Origin of the sequence: Guptibacillus sedimenti (genome assembly GCF_028610665.1) — a bacterium.
In the GTDB taxonomy this organism is placed as follows: domain Bacteria; phylum Bacillota; class Bacilli; order Bacillales; family Guptibacillaceae; genus Guptibacillus; species Guptibacillus sedimenti.
In genome coordinates this window covers 105,832-122,805 of record NZ_JAQQWV010000005.1, presented here as the reverse complement: position 1 = coordinate 122,805, position 16,974 = coordinate 105,832, and the positions used below count along the sequence as shown (strand labels likewise).

Genomic DNA, 16,974 nt, shown 5'->3' with positions numbered 1-16,974 from the left:
CGCTGGTGCTCTCCTTCTTTTTTATACGGTTAAACCGGTTTTTGTAAATAAGAAGTGATTACAGGGGGTGAAGAAGCTGGAATATTTTCAATACCTATCAGAAATACAGAAAGAGCATATCTTCTTTAAGAAGCCAGCTCCAATCAGTAAACACGTAGGACGAGAACAGCTTGCTTATGCGGTTGGCGCCGCTTTATATATGCCTGCAATACGAAAAGATATTGCAACGATCGTGATACAAGAAAAGTATAAAGAAGTAGTTACAATTGTTCTTGATCTTGAAGATGCTATTGGAGACAACCGTGTCGATGAGGCGATCGATCAAACGGTGGAACATCTATCAGCCATTGAAGAAGCGATGGTTTGCGGGACATTAAATTGGGAGAGCTTACCCCTCTTATTTATTCGCGTTCGCTCTGCTAATCAACTAAAAGAAGTGGCAAGAAAATTAGAAACTTCCATTCATTATTTAACAGGATTTGTGTTTCCTAAGTTCTCCACTAGTAATGGTAGAGATTACTTACATACTTTACGAGAGGTGGAAATGACCGCAGGAACACAATTATACGGGATGCCAATATTAGAGTCTCCAGAGCTTTTCTATAAGGAAACACGCTACACGGAGTTCCATTCTCTTTCATTATTGTTCCAAGAATATGAATCTTCCATACTAAATGTACGTATCGGGGCCACAGATCTTTGTGGACTTTATGGAATACGTCGAAGTGCACAGTCAACGATTTATGATATTTCAGTAATGAGAGATTTTATAGCAGATGTGGTCAACTATTTTGGGAGAAGCTTTGTCGTTTCTGGTCCTGTTTGGGAGTATTTCAATAATCGACAGGAATTAAGAGAGCATGGAGAGCAGAACGTCTCTGATTATAATACTGGACTATTAAATGAGACCTTGCTTGATATAACGAATGGTTTAATTGGAAAGACGGTTATTCATCCCTCACACCTAAACGTTGTTCAAAGCGTAAATGTTGTGTCAAAAGAAGAATACCTCGATGCTGTTAGTATTCTAGAGAATGCAAATGGAGATATCGGAGTTCTAAAAAGTAATTCTCAAAACAAAATGAATGAGATTAAGCCACATTATAAGTGGGCAGTAAAAGTTATTATGAAATCTACGATCTACGGGGTGTATCATGACAAGTATAATTTCTTCAAAATGCTCACCGAAACAATACCATTTTCCGATCCTGTCGGATATGAGCGTTAATCTAGAAATCGAGCAAAATGCATTGAACATACCAATCAATGAATTTTTCAATATGGCAGCACGCATTAATAAAAAACGAGGTTTTCTATTTGTTAGTAAGATACTAGGGAAGCATCTTCCGGTCAATCCCTATAAGCCATTGCTTGCTTCAGGACTTCTTGCATCTACTTATTATGAACGAGTCACTGGTCATGTTGTTGATGATCTTTCAGACATTCGAAAAGGGTTCTTAAGTAATCAAAGGGAAGAGATTGAGAAAGCATATGAGCTCTTGCAAATGAATCCTCTTACCCTTCAAGAACCTCCGATTGTAATCGGATTTGCTGAAACAGCCACCGCGCTTGGCCATGCAGTGTTTGATTGCTTTCAACAAGGCTATTATATTCACACAACACGTGAGAATGTAGGCGATCTCGCACCAGAGTTCAACTTTAAAGAAGAACACTCTCATGCAGTAGACCAACGCTGTTATGCCAATCCATCGATTCTTGAGAAACAGCATCCAATCTTATTAGTGGATGATGAAATTACGACGGGGAAAACGTGTCTCAACATTATCCGAGAGCTTCACGCTAAATACCCTCGTCATCATTATGCCGTTCTTTCTTTATTAGATTGGCGATCAGAAGAACATATTGAACACTATCAGTCGTTGGAAAAAGAGCTTGGCATAACGATCCGCGTTGAGTCACTTCTTAAAGGAACAATTTCGTTTGAAGGGAATCCTTTAGAACGTCCAATCAATGATTTTCATTCCAATGAAGATCCGAGTAAGGAAACGGTTATCAATCGAATAAACCTGGCATCTGAGTTTCAGTTTCTACCTGAGAGTGGCTATCTTTCTTATAGTGGTAGGTTTGGCATTAATGAATCGGATAAAGCAAAGATAGAGGAGTCCTGTCGAAGTGCATCGAAGCATTTGAACATAGAGAAACTCCATGGAAAGACGTTATGTCTTGGGACGGGAGAGTTTATGTACATTCCAATGAAGGTTGCATCTTACTTGGATGGAGATATCTCCTATCATTCTACTACGAGAAGTCCCATACAACCGGTTAAGCTTGAGGATTATGCTATAACAGAAGGGTTCACTTTTCAAAATCCAGAAGATCATGCCATTCAACACTATGTCTATAACATTCCCAAAGGCGAATATGACGAGGTATTTGTTTTCTTTGAAAAATGGGTGTCAGACGACAATGTTATGGAAATCGCAACATTATTAAAAGAACGAGAAATCAAAACGGTTCATATCGTTTCATGTTCGTGAAGAAAGGAATGAAAGAATTGACTGCACAGATTACAAGAATGGGAAGCTATCCTGAGCAAGATGTCACTTTTCTATTAAAAGATTTATCAGAAATAACGATGGAAAAAAGCACCGATGAAAGAGAGCAAGCGATTCAACAGGGAACTCATTATTCTGAAATGCTACCAATTGAATATAAGCCCACAGATGAATACATGAATTTGTTTTACGCTTCACTTGATGAAACGAAGCATAAAGTTGCCGTAGCCGTAGGTGTTGTTGCTGAACAAATTGTAGCGAAGAGAGGTTTTCAAACCGTACTCGTTTCTTTAGCGCGAGCAGGAACACCAATCGGTGTCTTAATCAAACGCTATCTTTCTTATAAATATGATCAAAATTTCCCTCATTACAGCATTTCGATCATCCGTGATAGAGGAATTGATGAGGAAGCACTTCGATATATTTTAAACGAGCATCCCGGTTATTCGATTTCATTTATTGATGGATGGACAGGTAAGGGAGCCATTACAAATGAATTAACAAAGTCAGTTGCTGAATTCAATGAGATGACTGGAGAGAATTTATCAAGTGAGTTAGCTGTTTTAGCTGATCCTGGTGACTGCTCGTCTCTTTTTGGAACGCGTGAAGATTTTCTTATTCCAAGTGCTTGTTTAAATTCCACTGTTTCAGGACTTGTTAGTCGTACCGTTTTAAATAAGCGTTGGGTTCATGAAGGTGATTTCCATGGAGCGAAGTACTACTCAGAGCTTGCACCAGAAGATGTATCAAATTTGTATGTCGATACGATATGTAGTCAGTTTCCTTTCATAGATAATGAGGTGAGAAGCGGATTAGAAGAGATCAAAAAGCAGAAGCGGAAGCCTGAGTGGAAAGGGCTAGAATCAATTGAGAATATCCAGCGCGATTTTGGTATAACGAATAATCACCTCATTAAACCAGGTGTTGGTGAAACATCGAGAGTTTTGCTGCGCCGGGTGCCCTGGAAGATCCTCGTTCATCCAAACGCTGAAATGAATCTTGAACATATTCTCATTTTGGCAAGGGATCGGGGCGTGCCAATAGAAGAGTACTCTAATATGTCTTATTCATGCTGTGGGCTCATTAAGCCACTGGAGAAAGAATAATGAGGGCTTTTGCGAGCGATTTAGATCGCACTTTAATTTATTCTCATCGCATGATTGATTCTAGTACTGCAACAGACGTTCATTTGATTGAAACGCTTGATGGAAAAGACATTTCTTATATTTCGAGTTATTCGCGTAAAGCTTTGCAGCAACTGAATAATGAAATCTACTTTATTCCTGTCACAACGAGAACGATTGAGCAATACCAACGAATTACGCTGTTTCAAACAGCCATCCAACCAGAATATGCTATAACGAGCAATGGTGGTCATATTTTAAAGGATGGGAATGTTGTAAAGGGGTGGTCAGATCAGTTAAAAGCATCACTCGAAACGTGTTTATCTCTACCTGTTTTTATACGTCAACTAGAGGAACGAATGACAGGGAACTGGGTGGAGCGAATTCGGCAGGCCGATCATCTCTTTATTTATCTCATTATTCAACGTGATCAAGTATCCCGAGAAGAACTTTCTTCATTGTTTGAATGGGCTCGTGAACAAGGTTGGCAACCGAGTCTTCAAGGAAGAAAGCTGTACTTTGTACCAAATCCAGTAAACAAATGGAAAGCGGTCGAGTATCTGAAGAATGAGCTAGGGCTTTCTTACGTTTATACAGCCGGAGACTCATTATTAGACTATGAGCTTATTAAGTATGGCGACTATGGATTTGTTCCGTCGCATGGTGAAGTTCTTGAAAGCTATCCAGGTTTACATAAAACAGAAGCGCATGGAATGCCTGCTTCAGACGAAATTCTATTATCAATTACGGAAGACTTATCGTTAAGCAAGCTCGCTTCAGAACAAAACAGTTAAGCATGGAAGAAATAGTATGTTATTCTGAAAGATAGAAAATGTTATATTGAGGGAAAGAGTGCGACTACGTTTTAAAAATTGTAGGAATGTAAGGAGGATTGATCCTAATAGACCATCCTCCGGAAAGGAATGAGAAAGCGGGGAGAACACCATGAGTTACTATGATCAAATTCTAATCAAAAAAGCATCGCTTGATGATGAGGATTTAAAAGAAAGGTTACTTCAGTCGTTTCCAGAGCGTGATTTTTATGAGAATGGAAAAGAGCTACACATTACGCAAATAGTTGGTAGATTTCTAGGAAGCTACTATGATGAAAATGACTATTTCTTACAATTGCATGATCTGTACAAGTCCAATCAATTTCATGTGCTAAGCGAAGAATTGAACAAAGTGATAAGTCCTGAGAGACTTCAAGCGATACAATCGATCCATTCGATTAACCAAAAAGAAAACGGACTCTCGGCAAATCGATTCGTTGCTTTCTTAGAAGGTGCTAAGCTTATTCCGTCTCATCAAAATCCATCTTTACATCGCCACATACGAAAATCATTAATTGCAACCCTTACTCTTTTTGAAAAACAGCACCAGGATGGATTTAATCATCCTGAATTCCGAAGAGTCCTTGTTGACTTAATGAAATGGACGTGGAATCACCTCGACCCGTGGCTAGCAGAAACTCAGTTTGAAATCAAAATGCCCGGTGTTGTTTGGTACGGAGAAGCAACAACTAGTCAGCAATACTTCTTACTTTATTTAGTTGAACTTGGATGTGATGTGCTTTATTTCCATCCTGAAGGCATCGATTCGTTTCAGGAAATCGATCCGAATGGAGATTTTATGGAAATGCGCAAACTACCTGCAACTGCTAAACTAGAAGCTTTTCCGATTGAAAAGCCGGAAAGACGTTCTACTGTCGCCTATCGGGCAACGAAAGAAATGGATACGGTCCTTCACCATGAAGGCTCCCAGCTGTTTAAACCATGGCAATTAAGAAGTTATGCTCCAAAGTCCGTCACATTAAAAACGACCTATGATGAATTGTTCTTAATTGCAAAGGAAAAAGCATTCATTCGGCCAAATTTCAAAGTGGATAACGGAAGCGTTCACATCCCGTCTTTATTTGCCAAGGTTATGGGAGTTTCCGAGAATAAGAAGGAATATTGGAACAGACTTCAAAATATCAGCAAAATGAAATCAACTGTTATGATACGTCAATTCCCTTTTACTCAGGAAACGAGAGCCAATCAAAAGTTTCACTATCAACATGCATTAAATCAAGAAGGTGTATTGGATCCAGAAATCATGATGCAAGGTAACTGGTGGCAATATAAGCACTTGCCAAATGAAACACAAAAGGCAATTGGACAGGCGATTTCGAGAATGTGCAACAACCCTAAGTTACTTCCTGAAGGTAATGAGTCAGAAGAGGAAATAAAACTTTATCTTTTCTCACAAACAACTAATATTCCTGAAGAGTTTGTTCATTTAATTCAAACGTTCGATTACTCTCAGGAAGTACCAAAAGTTGTCTTATATAATACAGAAATGAATGGCACGCTTTCTCGATCCGATGCAGCCGTTTTACATCTGCTAAATGAGTTTGGTATTGATATTATTCTTTACAATCCACCAGGCCACCAATGTATCGAGCGCTTTATTGATGCAAATCAATTCGATATTCATTGGCTAGAAGAAATGGCATATCGTCAGGATTTTAAAGAACCTTCTGTTTTTCGGAAGCTGTTTAAATCAATTAAATTATAATCATAGGAGTGATCGTTCATGACGAATGAAACAGGTTTAACAACGCTTGATAAAAACGAAGAGATCACAGAAGCGAAGGCGGAAGATGTCCGTCTGAAGCTTCGTGAGGAGCAAGAAGTTCAGAAGCTCGCAGGTGAAATTGATGTAAGAGATCAAATGGCATTACTTGAGTTCGGTAAAGAACCTGCTGTTGAGATTTCGAAGTTCTCCGATAAAATTTTATCAATGATGCGCACAACAAGCGTTACTGATTCTGGAGAAATGCTGAAGCAGCTCGGGAAAATTATGGATCGATTCGATAAAAAGGACTTTGAAGAGCCGAAAACAGGCTTTCTTTCAAAATTCTTCAAAAAAAGCAATGATATGGTTGAGAAAATTTTTGGCAAATATCAAACGCTTGGTGGAGAAATTGAGAAAGTACATGTTGAAATTTCGAAATATAAAGATGAAATGTCACGTTCAACTGGTACACTAGATGAAATGTACCAACATAATCTAAACTATTATGTTGAACTAGAGAAATACGTTGTTGCAGGTCAAATTAAACTGGAAGAGCTTCAAGACAAAGTTCCTGCTATTCAGCAGAAAGTTAGCGCTGGTGATCAAATGGCGCAAATGGAACTGGATACGTTAAATAATGCGATTCAAACGCTTGAGGAACGCATATATGATCTTGAAATGGCAAGAATGGTGGCCATTCAAACAGCTCCACAAATTCGTCTTCTGCAACGAGGAAATACAAAGTTGATCGGGAAAATCAATTCAGCCTTCATTATTACCATTCCAGTTTTCAAAAATGGTGTCATTCAAGCTGTAACAGCGAAGCGCCAAAAGCTTGTTGCTGACTCTATGAATGAGCTGGATCGTCGTACAAATGAAATGTTGAAAAACAATGCCCAGAATATCTCAAATCAAAGTGTAGAGATTGCGAAATTGTCAGGTAGACCGAGTGTTAAGATTGAAACGATTGAGGAATCGTGGAACACGATCGTAAAAGGAATGGAAGAAACGCGTGCGATTGAGGACGAAAATAAACGTTTGCGTGATGAAGGTACGAAGCGTATTTTAGAACTTCAAGATAATATGAAGAAGATCGGGAATAATTGAGGTCGATCCTAAAGAAAAAGGAAAGGAGAGCGGTTTCGCTCTCCTTTCCTTTTTCTTAGTTCTTTAAATTTCCTTTACGATCCTGGTATTCGCCTTTCGACTTATCGCGCTTACCTTCTTCTTGAAGGCGATGGTCATTCTTTGCGTTCCCAACCTGATCTTTTACTTCACCTTTTGTTTTGGAAACAGCACCTTTTACTTTGTCACTTAACCCTTTATTGTTACTCATAAGATAAACCGCTCCTTTCGTGTTTCTATAAAAGAAAATACCCCATGAAAGGAGTTACCAAACAGGCTTTTCCTTCATGGGGTGAAAAATAGTCATTTAGTTGGATGTGTCTTTCACTGGCTTATTCGTCCATATATCTGATTTTAATCCTTTAATCGTATCCGCATAGAACTGAGGATCTTTCCCAGCTTTACGCTGATCTCGATAATCTTTAAGAGCAACAAAGGCAACTTTACCTATAATTGAGATAACAATTAAGTTAAGTAGCGCCATTAGTCCCATGGAGAGATCAGCCATGCCCCACACGATACCAAATCCAGCTTTAGCACCAAACATGACCATAGCAAGTACGGCAAGTCGGTAAATAAGAAGGGCGGTTTTACTAGATTTAATAAATTCGATATTCGTCTCACCATAATAATAGTTACCAATAATGGAACTAAAGGCGAATAGAAGAACGGCGACGGCAACGAAGATTCCTGCACCACTACCTAAATGCTGGTTCATTGCTTCTTGAGTCAGTTGGACGCCATCTAGTTTTGAGTCAACATAACCGTCTGACATTAAAATCATAAAAGCTGTAGCTGTTGCAATTAGTAGCGTATCAACAAACACACCAAGCGCCTGAATGAGACCCTGTTTTACCGGGTGAGACACGTCCGCAGTAGCTGCTGCGTTTGGAGCACTCCCCATACCTGCTTCGTTAGAGAAGAGACCGCGTTTAATACCTAGTAGCATTGCAGCTCCAACTCCTCCTCCAGTTACTTCTTTAAATCCAAAAGCGTGTTGGAAAATAAGAGCAATCATTGCTGGGATTTCAGTAAAGTTTACGATTAAAACAAAAGCTGCAACAATGACGTAAATGCCAGCCATTATTGGAACAATGATCTGTGAAACGACTGCAATTCTACGAACGCCACCGAAAATAATGATAGCAGTTGCCACGGTTAAGATTGCACCCAATACCCATCGGTTTACATCAAAAGAATTTTCAAAGGCAAGTGCAATCGTATTTGATTGAACAGAGTTAAATACAAGTCCAAAACTGAACGTAATTAAAACAGCGAAAATGATCCCTAACCAACGAGCATTTAATGCGCGCTGCATATAGTAAGCAGGTCCGCCTCGGAAGTCATCTCCATCACGAACTTTATAGATTTGAGCAAGCGTACTTTCGACAAATCCACTAGCTGCTCCGAGTAGAGCAATGACCCACATCCAGAAAACAGCACCTGGGCCACCAATACTAACCGCAGAAGCAACGCCGGCAAGATTACCAGTTCCAACACGAGATGCCGTACTAATAAAGAAAGCTTGTAAACTCGAGACAGAGTTCTTTCTTCCTTTCATCGTTTCTTTTTCTGATAGTACATGAAACATTTCACCAAACAGGCGGAATTGAACGAATCGTGAACGAATCGTGAAATAAAGACCGACACCAATGAGAATAACAATTAAAATGTTTGACCAGATGAGTTCATTACCAGCATCAACAATCGCTTTTAGAATATCCATATGTAAGTCCCTTCTATAAAAAGATTTAGGAAAGAGGAATGGAAGATATTATCACACTTCCCTTATTTGTTCAGAATCTAACGCGGGCTAGGAATCTTTTTTAAAATAATGGAAAAAATAACGTATTTTCTGACAATAACAACAATACGTTAGAATCTGTCGCACAAATATCCATTATACATGCTCTTTGATAAAGTAGTAACACATAACGTTAGAAAATCTAACATCATAAAACTTGGTATGTAACCTCAAATGACTACAGTGAGGATTAGGTATAATGAAAATACACTGATCATAAAGAATTCCTTACTAATCGATTTTAAGGAGGAGCTGTTAAAATTGCTACTCTTTCATTACCTTCTGGAAGGGAAGGGAAGTCTCCTGCTAATGTGATGATTCATGGCAGCAGACCTGTCGATCGAAATGAGAATACAAAGAAACTAAACATACATTCAAGGAAATGACACGCTTTTCCAAATCGATTCTCAAGTATTATAAACATTTACAAAAATCAGGTGAAAAGTCCGATCGAACCCGAAATAAAGCTATTGGTATTGAGCTGGATACGGAAGCTATAGAAGCTAGAAGGGAGGCAAGCCTGTCTCTCTTAAATTCATTTGTTCGACTTACTTTCTGCAGGGAGGGATTGTTCGCTTTATTCCTATGCAACAGAGTGGTAGAATGAAGGTGGAAGGTATTAAATTTAGCTCTGCCCGGGAGGGATTTCAATGATCGAGCAACCTCAAAGTGTTACTGTCATCTCGAATCAACGACAAGTCCAATTACGTGTTGAACGCCTTGCGATTCATCACAGAATGAAAATTCTTGAAGCAGAGAAGGTAGACGGAAGTAAATTTTATCTTTTCTTCTATAAAGATGATTTTATTACAGGAAAAACAGCCGAAATGAAGAGTGATTCTCTCGTTGAGAAAGCTTTCCAAAATGGCATCGTACTTCAAGCTTCACATCCGCTTATTGATCATTTTTTGTCTAATCGAACGCTTCTCCTCAAATCCACTAAGCAAGTCTTTCAATCTGTCCAAAAGCATTATACTCCTCAAGAGACAGCCTTTATTTTTTCTTACTTTGACTCATTTCTCTCAAACGATACGATTATCAAGTTAATGCGAAAGCACTTCTACGAGTACCGACGGAACGGGCAATTGCGCTTAGCGTTTCAAATTCTAGCAACAATGCTACATTTTGATCCAACAAATAAGTGGGCACTTGAGCTAGCGCGCAAGTTAGAATACCAAACAATAAGAAATATATACGAAGGAGATTACAGTGAGCTTGTAGAGGCAGATCCCCTGTTTGCTGAAATCAAGGCTTACGAAGATTTGAAGCTCAATCACAGTTCTCTTGAAACGATCTTTCGTAAAGAAAAACGTATGTTTGAATTATCCGCATTGCGACTCCACCTTTATCTCCAGTCTCCTTGTGAGGAAGAATTGGACCCACAATCCCTTATCCATGTCACACTCTCTGAACCTGAGAGAGCTCGTCTGCTTTGGTTAATGTACACTGAAGCGCCTCACCACTTACAACTCAGAAAAAATGCTTTTGAAGCGCTCATGTATTTGAATAAAACAAGCGAAGCGATTCATTTATTATCCGAAAAGCAAGCGATCTTACAAAGTGAATATGAACTTCTACTAAAAGCCTTTCAAGATCAAAGCATCTCCTTGGCAGCTATTGATTTCATTTCTCTACAAAATTTACTTGGACATAAAGAAAATCGACCTTACCTAGATGGTTTGCTTCATGCGCTTATACCAAGAATGCTCCATGAATTTGGATTAAGCTACGTCTATAGTTGGGTGAAGCCTTTTATTGAGAAAAACAACGACCTCTCGATACTATCAACGGTACAAACGATGGTAGATATTCAGGATGATCCAGATAAGCAATTTCAGCTAGGAAAACTTTATCATAAAATGAAGCAGTATGATGAAGCGATTACCTGCTTCGATTGGGAGATGGAGCTTCATCCAACAGACCCAACTCCAGTACAATGGTTAACGAAAGTTTACCGTGAGATGGGTAAGGTGGAAGAATCCAATACGTATATGTCAATCTATTCACAGATGCAAAGGACTTCACATCAATAGCGCGAGGCTAAGCCTTGCGCTATTTTCTCTTTTAATCAACGTATTACATAATCGAAAGGGGATCTTCGTTAATATTTGATAAATATTAGCAGGTTCATATAAACTAAGTGTCATTAAGATATTTTAAGGTTGTCAGGAGCGAAGTATGGAAAATCAATCGAGTTATGCGTACGACATTATACAAGTTTGCTTATTGGCAGGAAAGGTCATGCTACAAAACGGTGGAGAGACGTATCGAGTAGAAGATACGATGACACGAATAGCGGACGCTTACGGTGCATCTCATTCGAATAGTTACGTAACACCAACTGGTATTATTTTTTCAATTGAAGGTCCTGAACCTTCTAAAACGCAGTTAATCCGCATATCAGATCGAACGACTGATCTCGATAAGGTGACAAAAGTAAATAGTATTTCGAGACGGATAAGTAGCGGCGATTTATCGATTCAAGAAGCATACAATGAGCTTTATCGTCTTGATAAGATGACCGAGCGCTATACCTTTCCGAAACAATTCATTGCTGCAGCGGTTGCCAGCGGTTGTTTTTTAATTATGTTCGAAGGTCAGTGGAATGATTTTGTGCCTGCAGTTCTTGCTGGCGGAGGTGGCTTTTATAGTGTAACCCTATTTAATCGTCTCGTACCCATTAAGTTTTTTTCTGAATTTCTTGCTTCGTTCGTAATTGGTTTACTTGCTGTTCTATTTGTTTCGACAGGACTTGGTGAACAACTTGATAAAATTATTATTGGTTCGGTTATGCCACTTGTTCCGGGGTTGTTAATTACGAACGCCGTAAGAGATTTGATGGCTGGACATCTTATATCCGGGTTATCAAAAGGCGCAGAAGCATTTTTAACAGCTTTTGCAATCGGAGCAGGTATTGCGCTTGTTGTATCATTTTTGTAGAAAGGAAGTAAGGAAATGACATTTGTTGCTCAGATTGTAACGAGCTTTGTGGCAAGCGCAGCTTTTGGCTTGTTGTTTAATGCTCCGAAATCCTCTCTAATAAAGGGTGGATTTGTCGGCATGTGCGGTTGGATGATTTATTATGTTATGGAAGCTTCAGGAATCGATGTAGTCGTTGCAACGGTGACCGCTTCTTTCTTTATTGCTGTGATTAGTCAGTTTTTTGCAAAAATGTATCGGACGCCCGTTATTATTTTTAGCGTAGCGGGAATTATTCCGCTTGTTCCTGGTGGATTAGCGTATGATGCGATGCGGAATTTTGTCCAAAATGACTATAACAATGCCATTAACCTCGCAGCAAAAGCTTTTATGATTTCAGGCTCGATTGCAGTCGGATTAGTATTCTCAGAAGTGATTAACCAGATCATTCGTCATTCAACACTTACGAGACGTCAAAAACAGTAAAAAATAGGTCGTAATCCTTTTGCGTCATAGCCATTCCCTATGATAACGTTTAAGCGGATGACTCTGTCGAACGGTGTCAAATAATGTTAGTATCTGGGGAGGATCAACGATGAAAACCTATCCCCATCTCGGATTGTTAACAATTCGATTGGTCGTAGGTGTGCTTTTTTTTGTTCATGGGTTTTTAAAGTTTTCTGGAGGTATTGAAAACACGATAGCATTCTTTGAAACAATTGGGATTGCTGGTTTTCTAGCTTATGTTGTTGCTGTTATTGAGATAGCTGGAGGAATTTTAATGATTCTTGGTATAGGAACACGTTTCATTAGCGTGTTATTTTCTATGATTCTAATCGGCGCTCTTCTTACAGTAAAAAGGTCAACAGGTATGCTTGGCGGCTATGAGTTAGATATCGCTTTTCTAGCAATGTCGGTCTCGCTTTTTTTAAGTGGAGGCGGACCTTATAGCCTATCCAACTACTTGATCAAGTCGTTACCATTTAACCAGGAGTCGGAATCGAAGGATTAAAGAGGAAGTGAGTGATTGGCTAAACCTAAAAAGAAGTTAAAACGAAGTGCTAGATGGTTTTTCTTAGTTGTAGGTATTGTGCTTGTTCTTTTGGTTATTATCATGCGATTTAAGCCATTTGCTGATACGAAAGGTTTTCAATTAGAAAATCAACCTTTTCTAGGAGAAGAAACGGCTCCGGTAGAATTGGTGGCTTTCGGAGACTATCGATGCCGTTCCTGTCAATCATTTAATGATTCTTTATTTCCATTGATTCAAGAAAAACTGATTGCTACGGGGAAAGTTAAATTTTACTTTGTTCAGCACCCATTTGTTGATGAGGATTCAACTAGAGCAGCTGAGTTTGCTGAAGTGGTTTACCAAGAGCTTGGAAACGATGTTTTCTGGCAATTTCACCACGTTGTCTATGATCAGCTTCAGGTAGATAAAAACAAAGCAAGTTTGTCGTTTTTAACCGAAACTCTTAGTGGTTTGGTGAGCGAGGAAGAAACAGATAAGGTTGTTTCTGCCTATAAAGGTGGAGCCGGTGAAAAAGCAGTAGAAGCCGATCTTGCTTATGCAAACAAGCAAAATGTTTCTGCAACGTCTGCCTTACTGGTTGATGAAAAACGATTCGAGGGAAACAGCCTATCAGAATTAAATAATATGGTTGAGAACTCTACGAGTGAATGACTATTAGGCGCCTGAATGGCGTCTTTTTTTTTAGACCTTTTGTTAAACAAACGTTTGATTAATAAAAAAGAGATTAAACAAACGTTTGATTAAGGACGTGTCTTGACTTTGTAAAGAAAGAAGTAAAGAATGAAGAAGTACAATTGAATAAATATGGAAAAGGTGTGCTGAATCCAGTACATAATAGGGAAATTGGTGTAAATCCAATGCGGTCCCGCCACTGTAAGAAGTATAAACGATGCGTTATTCCACTTATCAATGATAGGGAAGGAGTATTCGTTCTAAGAAGCTTCAAGTCAGGAGACCTGCCTTTTCTAAAGCACTGATTGACCTACGGATGATAGGGGGGTGTATCGAGAAGGCTAGATGATGCCTATTCGTTATGCATGCTCTTGTGGAAAGAGGATGCATTTTTTATTGTTTGGAAAAGGAGAGAGGATATGAAAAAGACAGTAAGCGAATCAAGAGTCTATAAGAGCAGTCGTATTTTTCCACCGGACTTGAACAGTCACGGAACCTTATTTGGAGGGAAATTACTTGCGGACATGGATATGTTAGCATCAATCGCAGCAACAAGGCATTCTCGTCTAGAATGCGTCACGGTATCAATGGATACAGTTGAGTTTTTGCATCCTATTACTGAAGAAGATTCGATTCATTATGAAGCATTTGTCATTTGGACAGGAAAAAGTTCTATGGAAGTTTTTGTGAAAGTAACCGCTGAACATTTATTGACAGGTGCAGATCGTGTAGCAGCTACGTGCTTTATTTCGTTTGTTGCTTTGCTTGAAGGAAAGCCGATGCAAGTCCCTGGAATTGAACCAGAAACAGAAGGGGAGAGGCAACTTAATGTGCTGGCGCAAAAACGAGCTCAAAAACGATTGGAACGTAAAGTAACAAGTAAGAACTTAGCAGAAATTTTAACCATGTTATAACAAAAAGGGAGAGCGGAGTTATCCATCTCTCCTTTCTTTCGTTCTCATCCTGATTACTTGGAATAAGAAACTTTTTTTGAAAACAAAGTTAGGAAAAGATAGTTGAGTGGTATAGGAGTTAGAGTGCAACGAAATAACCAAAGGAGACGACCAATGTGGATTAAACATGATTTTTTTAAGTATATTACAGGTATAATTCTATTATTAATTTGTTTCTTCTTTTTAACGGAGTTAGGTTTAGTAAAACCAGTAAAAACAATTATCGGTACACTTTTCTACCCCGTTCTTATTGCTGGCTTTTTGTACTATGCGATTAAGCCAATTGTTAAGTTAATGAAGAAAGTTCCCTATGTGTCGGATCTTGCCGCGATATTAGTCGTGTTTTTGGCAATTGCAGGTATCCTCTATACAGGTTTTACTTTTCTAGCAAATCCGATACAAAGCCAGGTATCTGAGTTTTCAAAGGAATTACCTGAGAAGTTGAAGGAATCAGCAAAAGATGCAGAAAAGATGATGGAGAATAAGGATATGGGAATGTTTTCGGTAGAAAACCTCCAACAAAAAGCAACAGGTTTTTTAGGGAATTTAACACAAAATTTGGGTGATCATATCATGCAAGTTGTGAGTGCATTAACAAGTGCCACCACAGTTCTCGTCATTGTGCCTTTTGTTTTGTTTTATTTCCTTAAGGATGATCACAAATTAAGTCCTTTTCTGTTGAAGTTAATCCCTAATAAACATCAAGGGGAAGGGCGAAAGATTCTTCATAAGATAGATGAAACGCTATCTGCTTATATCATTGGGCAAATTATTGTAGCGATTGTAGACGGAATCTTAATGTATGTTGGCTATTTAATTATCGGCCTACCTTATGCATTAATATTAGGACTGTTTGTTATGGTCACAGCTGTGGTTCCATTCTTTGGACCTATCATTGGAGTTATCCCAGCACTTGTGGTGGCTTTAACTCAAGAACCTATTTTAGCGTTGTATGTGATTATTATTACAATAGTCGTTCAACAATTAGAAGGAAACCTGGTAGCCCCTGTAGTACTTGGCAAAAGGTTAAACATTCATCCTTTAACGATTATTTTACTACTCATTGTAGCAGCTGCTTTATATGGCTTCATTGGAATGCTGATTGCTATCCCACTTTATTCAGTTATTAAAGTCATTGTTAAGAATTTCTATGAATTCTATCGCATACGGCATCGAGCGGAATTAACTGAATAGCGATGAACTCCCCTAATTCGTTTAAGATTAGGGGAGTTTGTCTTTTAGGTATCTTTATAAATAAAGGTGTGCAAGGCGTTTATATGAATTTTTCCGTTCTTTAGGGTCGTGTAAGTTTGTCAGTACCATAAATTCTTCTGTCTCATAAAGCTCGGCCAAGTCATCGATTTTCTTTTTAACTGTAGACGGAGAACCAATAATCATTCGCTTTCGGTTTGTCTCTATCCTTTCCTTTTCGGAAGCTGTATATCGATATTTCCTTGCTTCTTCAGGAGAGGGAATACGACTATCGAGGCCTTTTTCAACACGTAAAAGCCAGAGGTCCTGGCTTTGAGCAAGTTCCTCAGCATGTTCATCTGTTTCTCCACAAACAACAAAAAGCGCTATGATTGCAGAAGGGGATGAACTAAAGTAGGTTGATTTGAACAATTCATAGTAGGTTTTTAACGTATTTTCTCCTCGATCGGGTTTAATGAAGTGGCCAAAAACATAGCCAATTCCTAACTCTGCTGCTCTTTTTGCGCTGTTTTCTCCCATGCCAAGAAGCCAGAGGGAAGGCGGGGTGTTCGTTTGTGGTGCTGCTTTGATACCAGCATATTCATGTCCGCTAGGCATAGAATCGGTTAAATAGTGAGAAAGCTCTTTTAACTGACGAGGAAACTCATTTAAGTCTTTATTTACGCCGTCTGTTAAAGCGAGTCTCGTTTTTGCTGTACCTCCAGGAGAACGTCCTACGCCAAGGTCAATTCGACCGGGGTGCAGAGCTTCTAACTGACGAAAGTTTTCGGCTACTTTAAAAGGACTGTATTGTGGGAGTAAGACACCTCCAGAACCTACTTTAATGCGATTTGTTGAGGCTGCGATATGTGCCATCATAATCTCAGGAGCTGTGCTAGCTAGCCCTTTTGTACTGTGGTGTTCTGCAAACCAGTATCGTTTATATCCTAGATCTTCTGCTAAAATAGCAAGGTTTCGTGTATTTTCAAGGGTTGTATATGAGTCACTTCCTGAGGGAATGGGAGCTTGATCAAGAATACTTAAGTTTATCAATCGTCCTGCATCTCCTTCTATTCTC

16 protein-coding genes and 1 riboswitch are annotated in these 16,974 nt (G+C 39.0%); of the genes, 13 read left to right on the top strand and 3 right to left on the bottom strand.

Annotated elements, in window-relative coordinates; translation table 11 throughout:
- Positions 1–67: 67 nt before the first annotated feature.
- From PQ578_RS18520 to PQ578_RS18495, 6 genes are all read left to right on the top strand, one after another.
- Complete coding sequence (locus PQ578_RS18520) at positions 68–1,228, top strand: HpcH/HpaI aldolase/citrate lyase family protein (RefSeq protein WP_337958032.1); 1,161 nt, start codon at positions 68–70, stop codon at positions 1,226–1,228.
- Complete coding sequence (locus PQ578_RS18515; RefSeq protein ID WP_337958031.1) at positions 1,155–2,498, top strand: phosphoribosyltransferase family protein; 1,344 nt, start codon at positions 1,155–1,157, stop codon at positions 2,496–2,498. Before PQ578_RS18520 ends, PQ578_RS18515 begins: the two co-directional genes overlap by 74 nt.
- Positions 2,499–2,536: 38 nt before the next feature.
- Positions 2,537–3,622: a cysteine protease StiP family protein gene (locus tag PQ578_RS18510; RefSeq protein ID WP_420541597.1), complete on the top strand. Its 1,086-nt coding sequence runs from the start codon at positions 2,537–2,539 to the stop codon at positions 3,620–3,622.
- Positions 3,622–4,434, top strand: coding sequence for an HAD family hydrolase (locus PQ578_RS18505; RefSeq protein ID WP_273835919.1), 813 nt, complete (start codon positions 3,622–3,624; stop codon positions 4,432–4,434). The genes PQ578_RS18510 and PQ578_RS18505 overlap by 1 nt, the downstream gene beginning before the upstream one ends.
- Before the next feature lie 151 nt (positions 4,435–4,585).
- Complete coding sequence (locus PQ578_RS18500) at positions 4,586–6,199, top strand: YceG family protein (protein ID WP_273835918.1); 1,614 nt, start codon at positions 4,586–4,588, stop codon at positions 6,197–6,199.
- An 18-nt stretch (positions 6,200–6,217) separates the two neighbouring features.
- Positions 6,218–7,306 (top strand): toxic anion resistance protein, encoded by a 1,089-nt coding sequence (locus PQ578_RS18495; RefSeq protein WP_273835917.1) that lies wholly within the window; start codon positions 6,218–6,220, stop codon positions 7,304–7,306.
- 55 nt (positions 7,307–7,361) lie between these two features.
- Here PQ578_RS18495 and PQ578_RS18490 read toward each other — a convergent pair whose 3' ends face one another.
- Positions 7,362–7,535: a CsbD family protein gene (locus PQ578_RS18490; protein WP_098446211.1), complete on the bottom strand. Its 174-nt coding sequence runs from the start codon at positions 7,533–7,535 to the stop codon at positions 7,362–7,364.
- A 96-nt stretch (positions 7,536–7,631) separates the two neighbouring features.
- Complete coding sequence (locus PQ578_RS18485; RefSeq protein WP_273835916.1) at positions 7,632–9,050, bottom strand: alanine/glycine:cation symporter family protein; 1,419 nt, start codon at positions 9,048–9,050, stop codon at positions 7,632–7,634.
- A 728-nt stretch (positions 9,051–9,778) separates the two neighbouring features.
- Between PQ578_RS18485 and PQ578_RS18480 the strand changes: the two genes are divergently transcribed.
- The 7 genes from PQ578_RS18480 (at position 9,779) to PQ578_RS18450 (ending at position 15,899) form a co-directional block, all read left to right on the top strand.
- Entirely contained in the window at positions 9,779–11,161 is a 1,383-nt protein-coding gene (locus PQ578_RS18480; RefSeq protein ID WP_273835915.1) for a tetratricopeptide repeat protein, read from the top strand.
- A 145-nt stretch (positions 11,162–11,306) separates the two neighbouring features.
- Positions 11,307–12,068, top strand: coding sequence for a threonine/serine exporter family protein (locus PQ578_RS18475; RefSeq protein ID WP_273835913.1), 762 nt, complete (start codon positions 11,307–11,309; stop codon positions 12,066–12,068).
- Positions 12,069–12,083: 15 nt separating this feature from the next.
- On the top strand, positions 12,084–12,533 hold the full coding sequence (locus tag PQ578_RS18470; protein WP_224883642.1) for a threonine/serine exporter family protein: 450 nt from the start codon (positions 12,084–12,086) through the stop codon (positions 12,531–12,533).
- A gap of 109 nt (positions 12,534–12,642) precedes the next feature.
- Positions 12,643–13,059 (top strand): DoxX family protein, encoded by a 417-nt coding sequence (locus PQ578_RS18465; RefSeq protein WP_273835910.1) that lies wholly within the window; start codon positions 12,643–12,645, stop codon positions 13,057–13,059.
- Between the two features lie 15 nt (positions 13,060–13,074).
- Complete coding sequence (locus PQ578_RS18460) at positions 13,075–13,731, top strand: DsbA family protein (protein WP_273835908.1); 657 nt, start codon at positions 13,075–13,077, stop codon at positions 13,729–13,731.
- Positions 13,732–13,874: 143 nt separating this feature from the next.
- A riboswitch (cobalamin riboswitch) is annotated at positions 13,875–14,058 on the top strand.
- A 113-nt stretch (positions 14,059–14,171) separates the two neighbouring features.
- Positions 14,172–14,666, top strand: coding sequence for an acyl-CoA thioesterase (locus PQ578_RS18455; RefSeq protein ID WP_273835906.1), 495 nt, complete (start codon positions 14,172–14,174; stop codon positions 14,664–14,666).
- A gap of 153 nt (positions 14,667–14,819) precedes the next feature.
- Entirely contained in the window at positions 14,820–15,899 is a 1,080-nt protein-coding gene (locus PQ578_RS18450; protein WP_273835905.1) for an AI-2E family transporter, read from the top strand.
- Positions 15,900–15,953: 54 nt separating this feature from the next.
- On the opposite strand, the gene PQ578_RS18445 is transcribed toward PQ578_RS18450, so the two are convergent.
- Positions 15,954–16,949, bottom strand: a complete 996-nt coding sequence (locus tag PQ578_RS18445) for an LLM class flavin-dependent oxidoreductase (protein WP_273835904.1) — start codon at positions 16,947–16,949, stop codon at positions 15,954–15,956.
- Positions 16,950–16,974 lie beyond the last annotated feature (25 nt).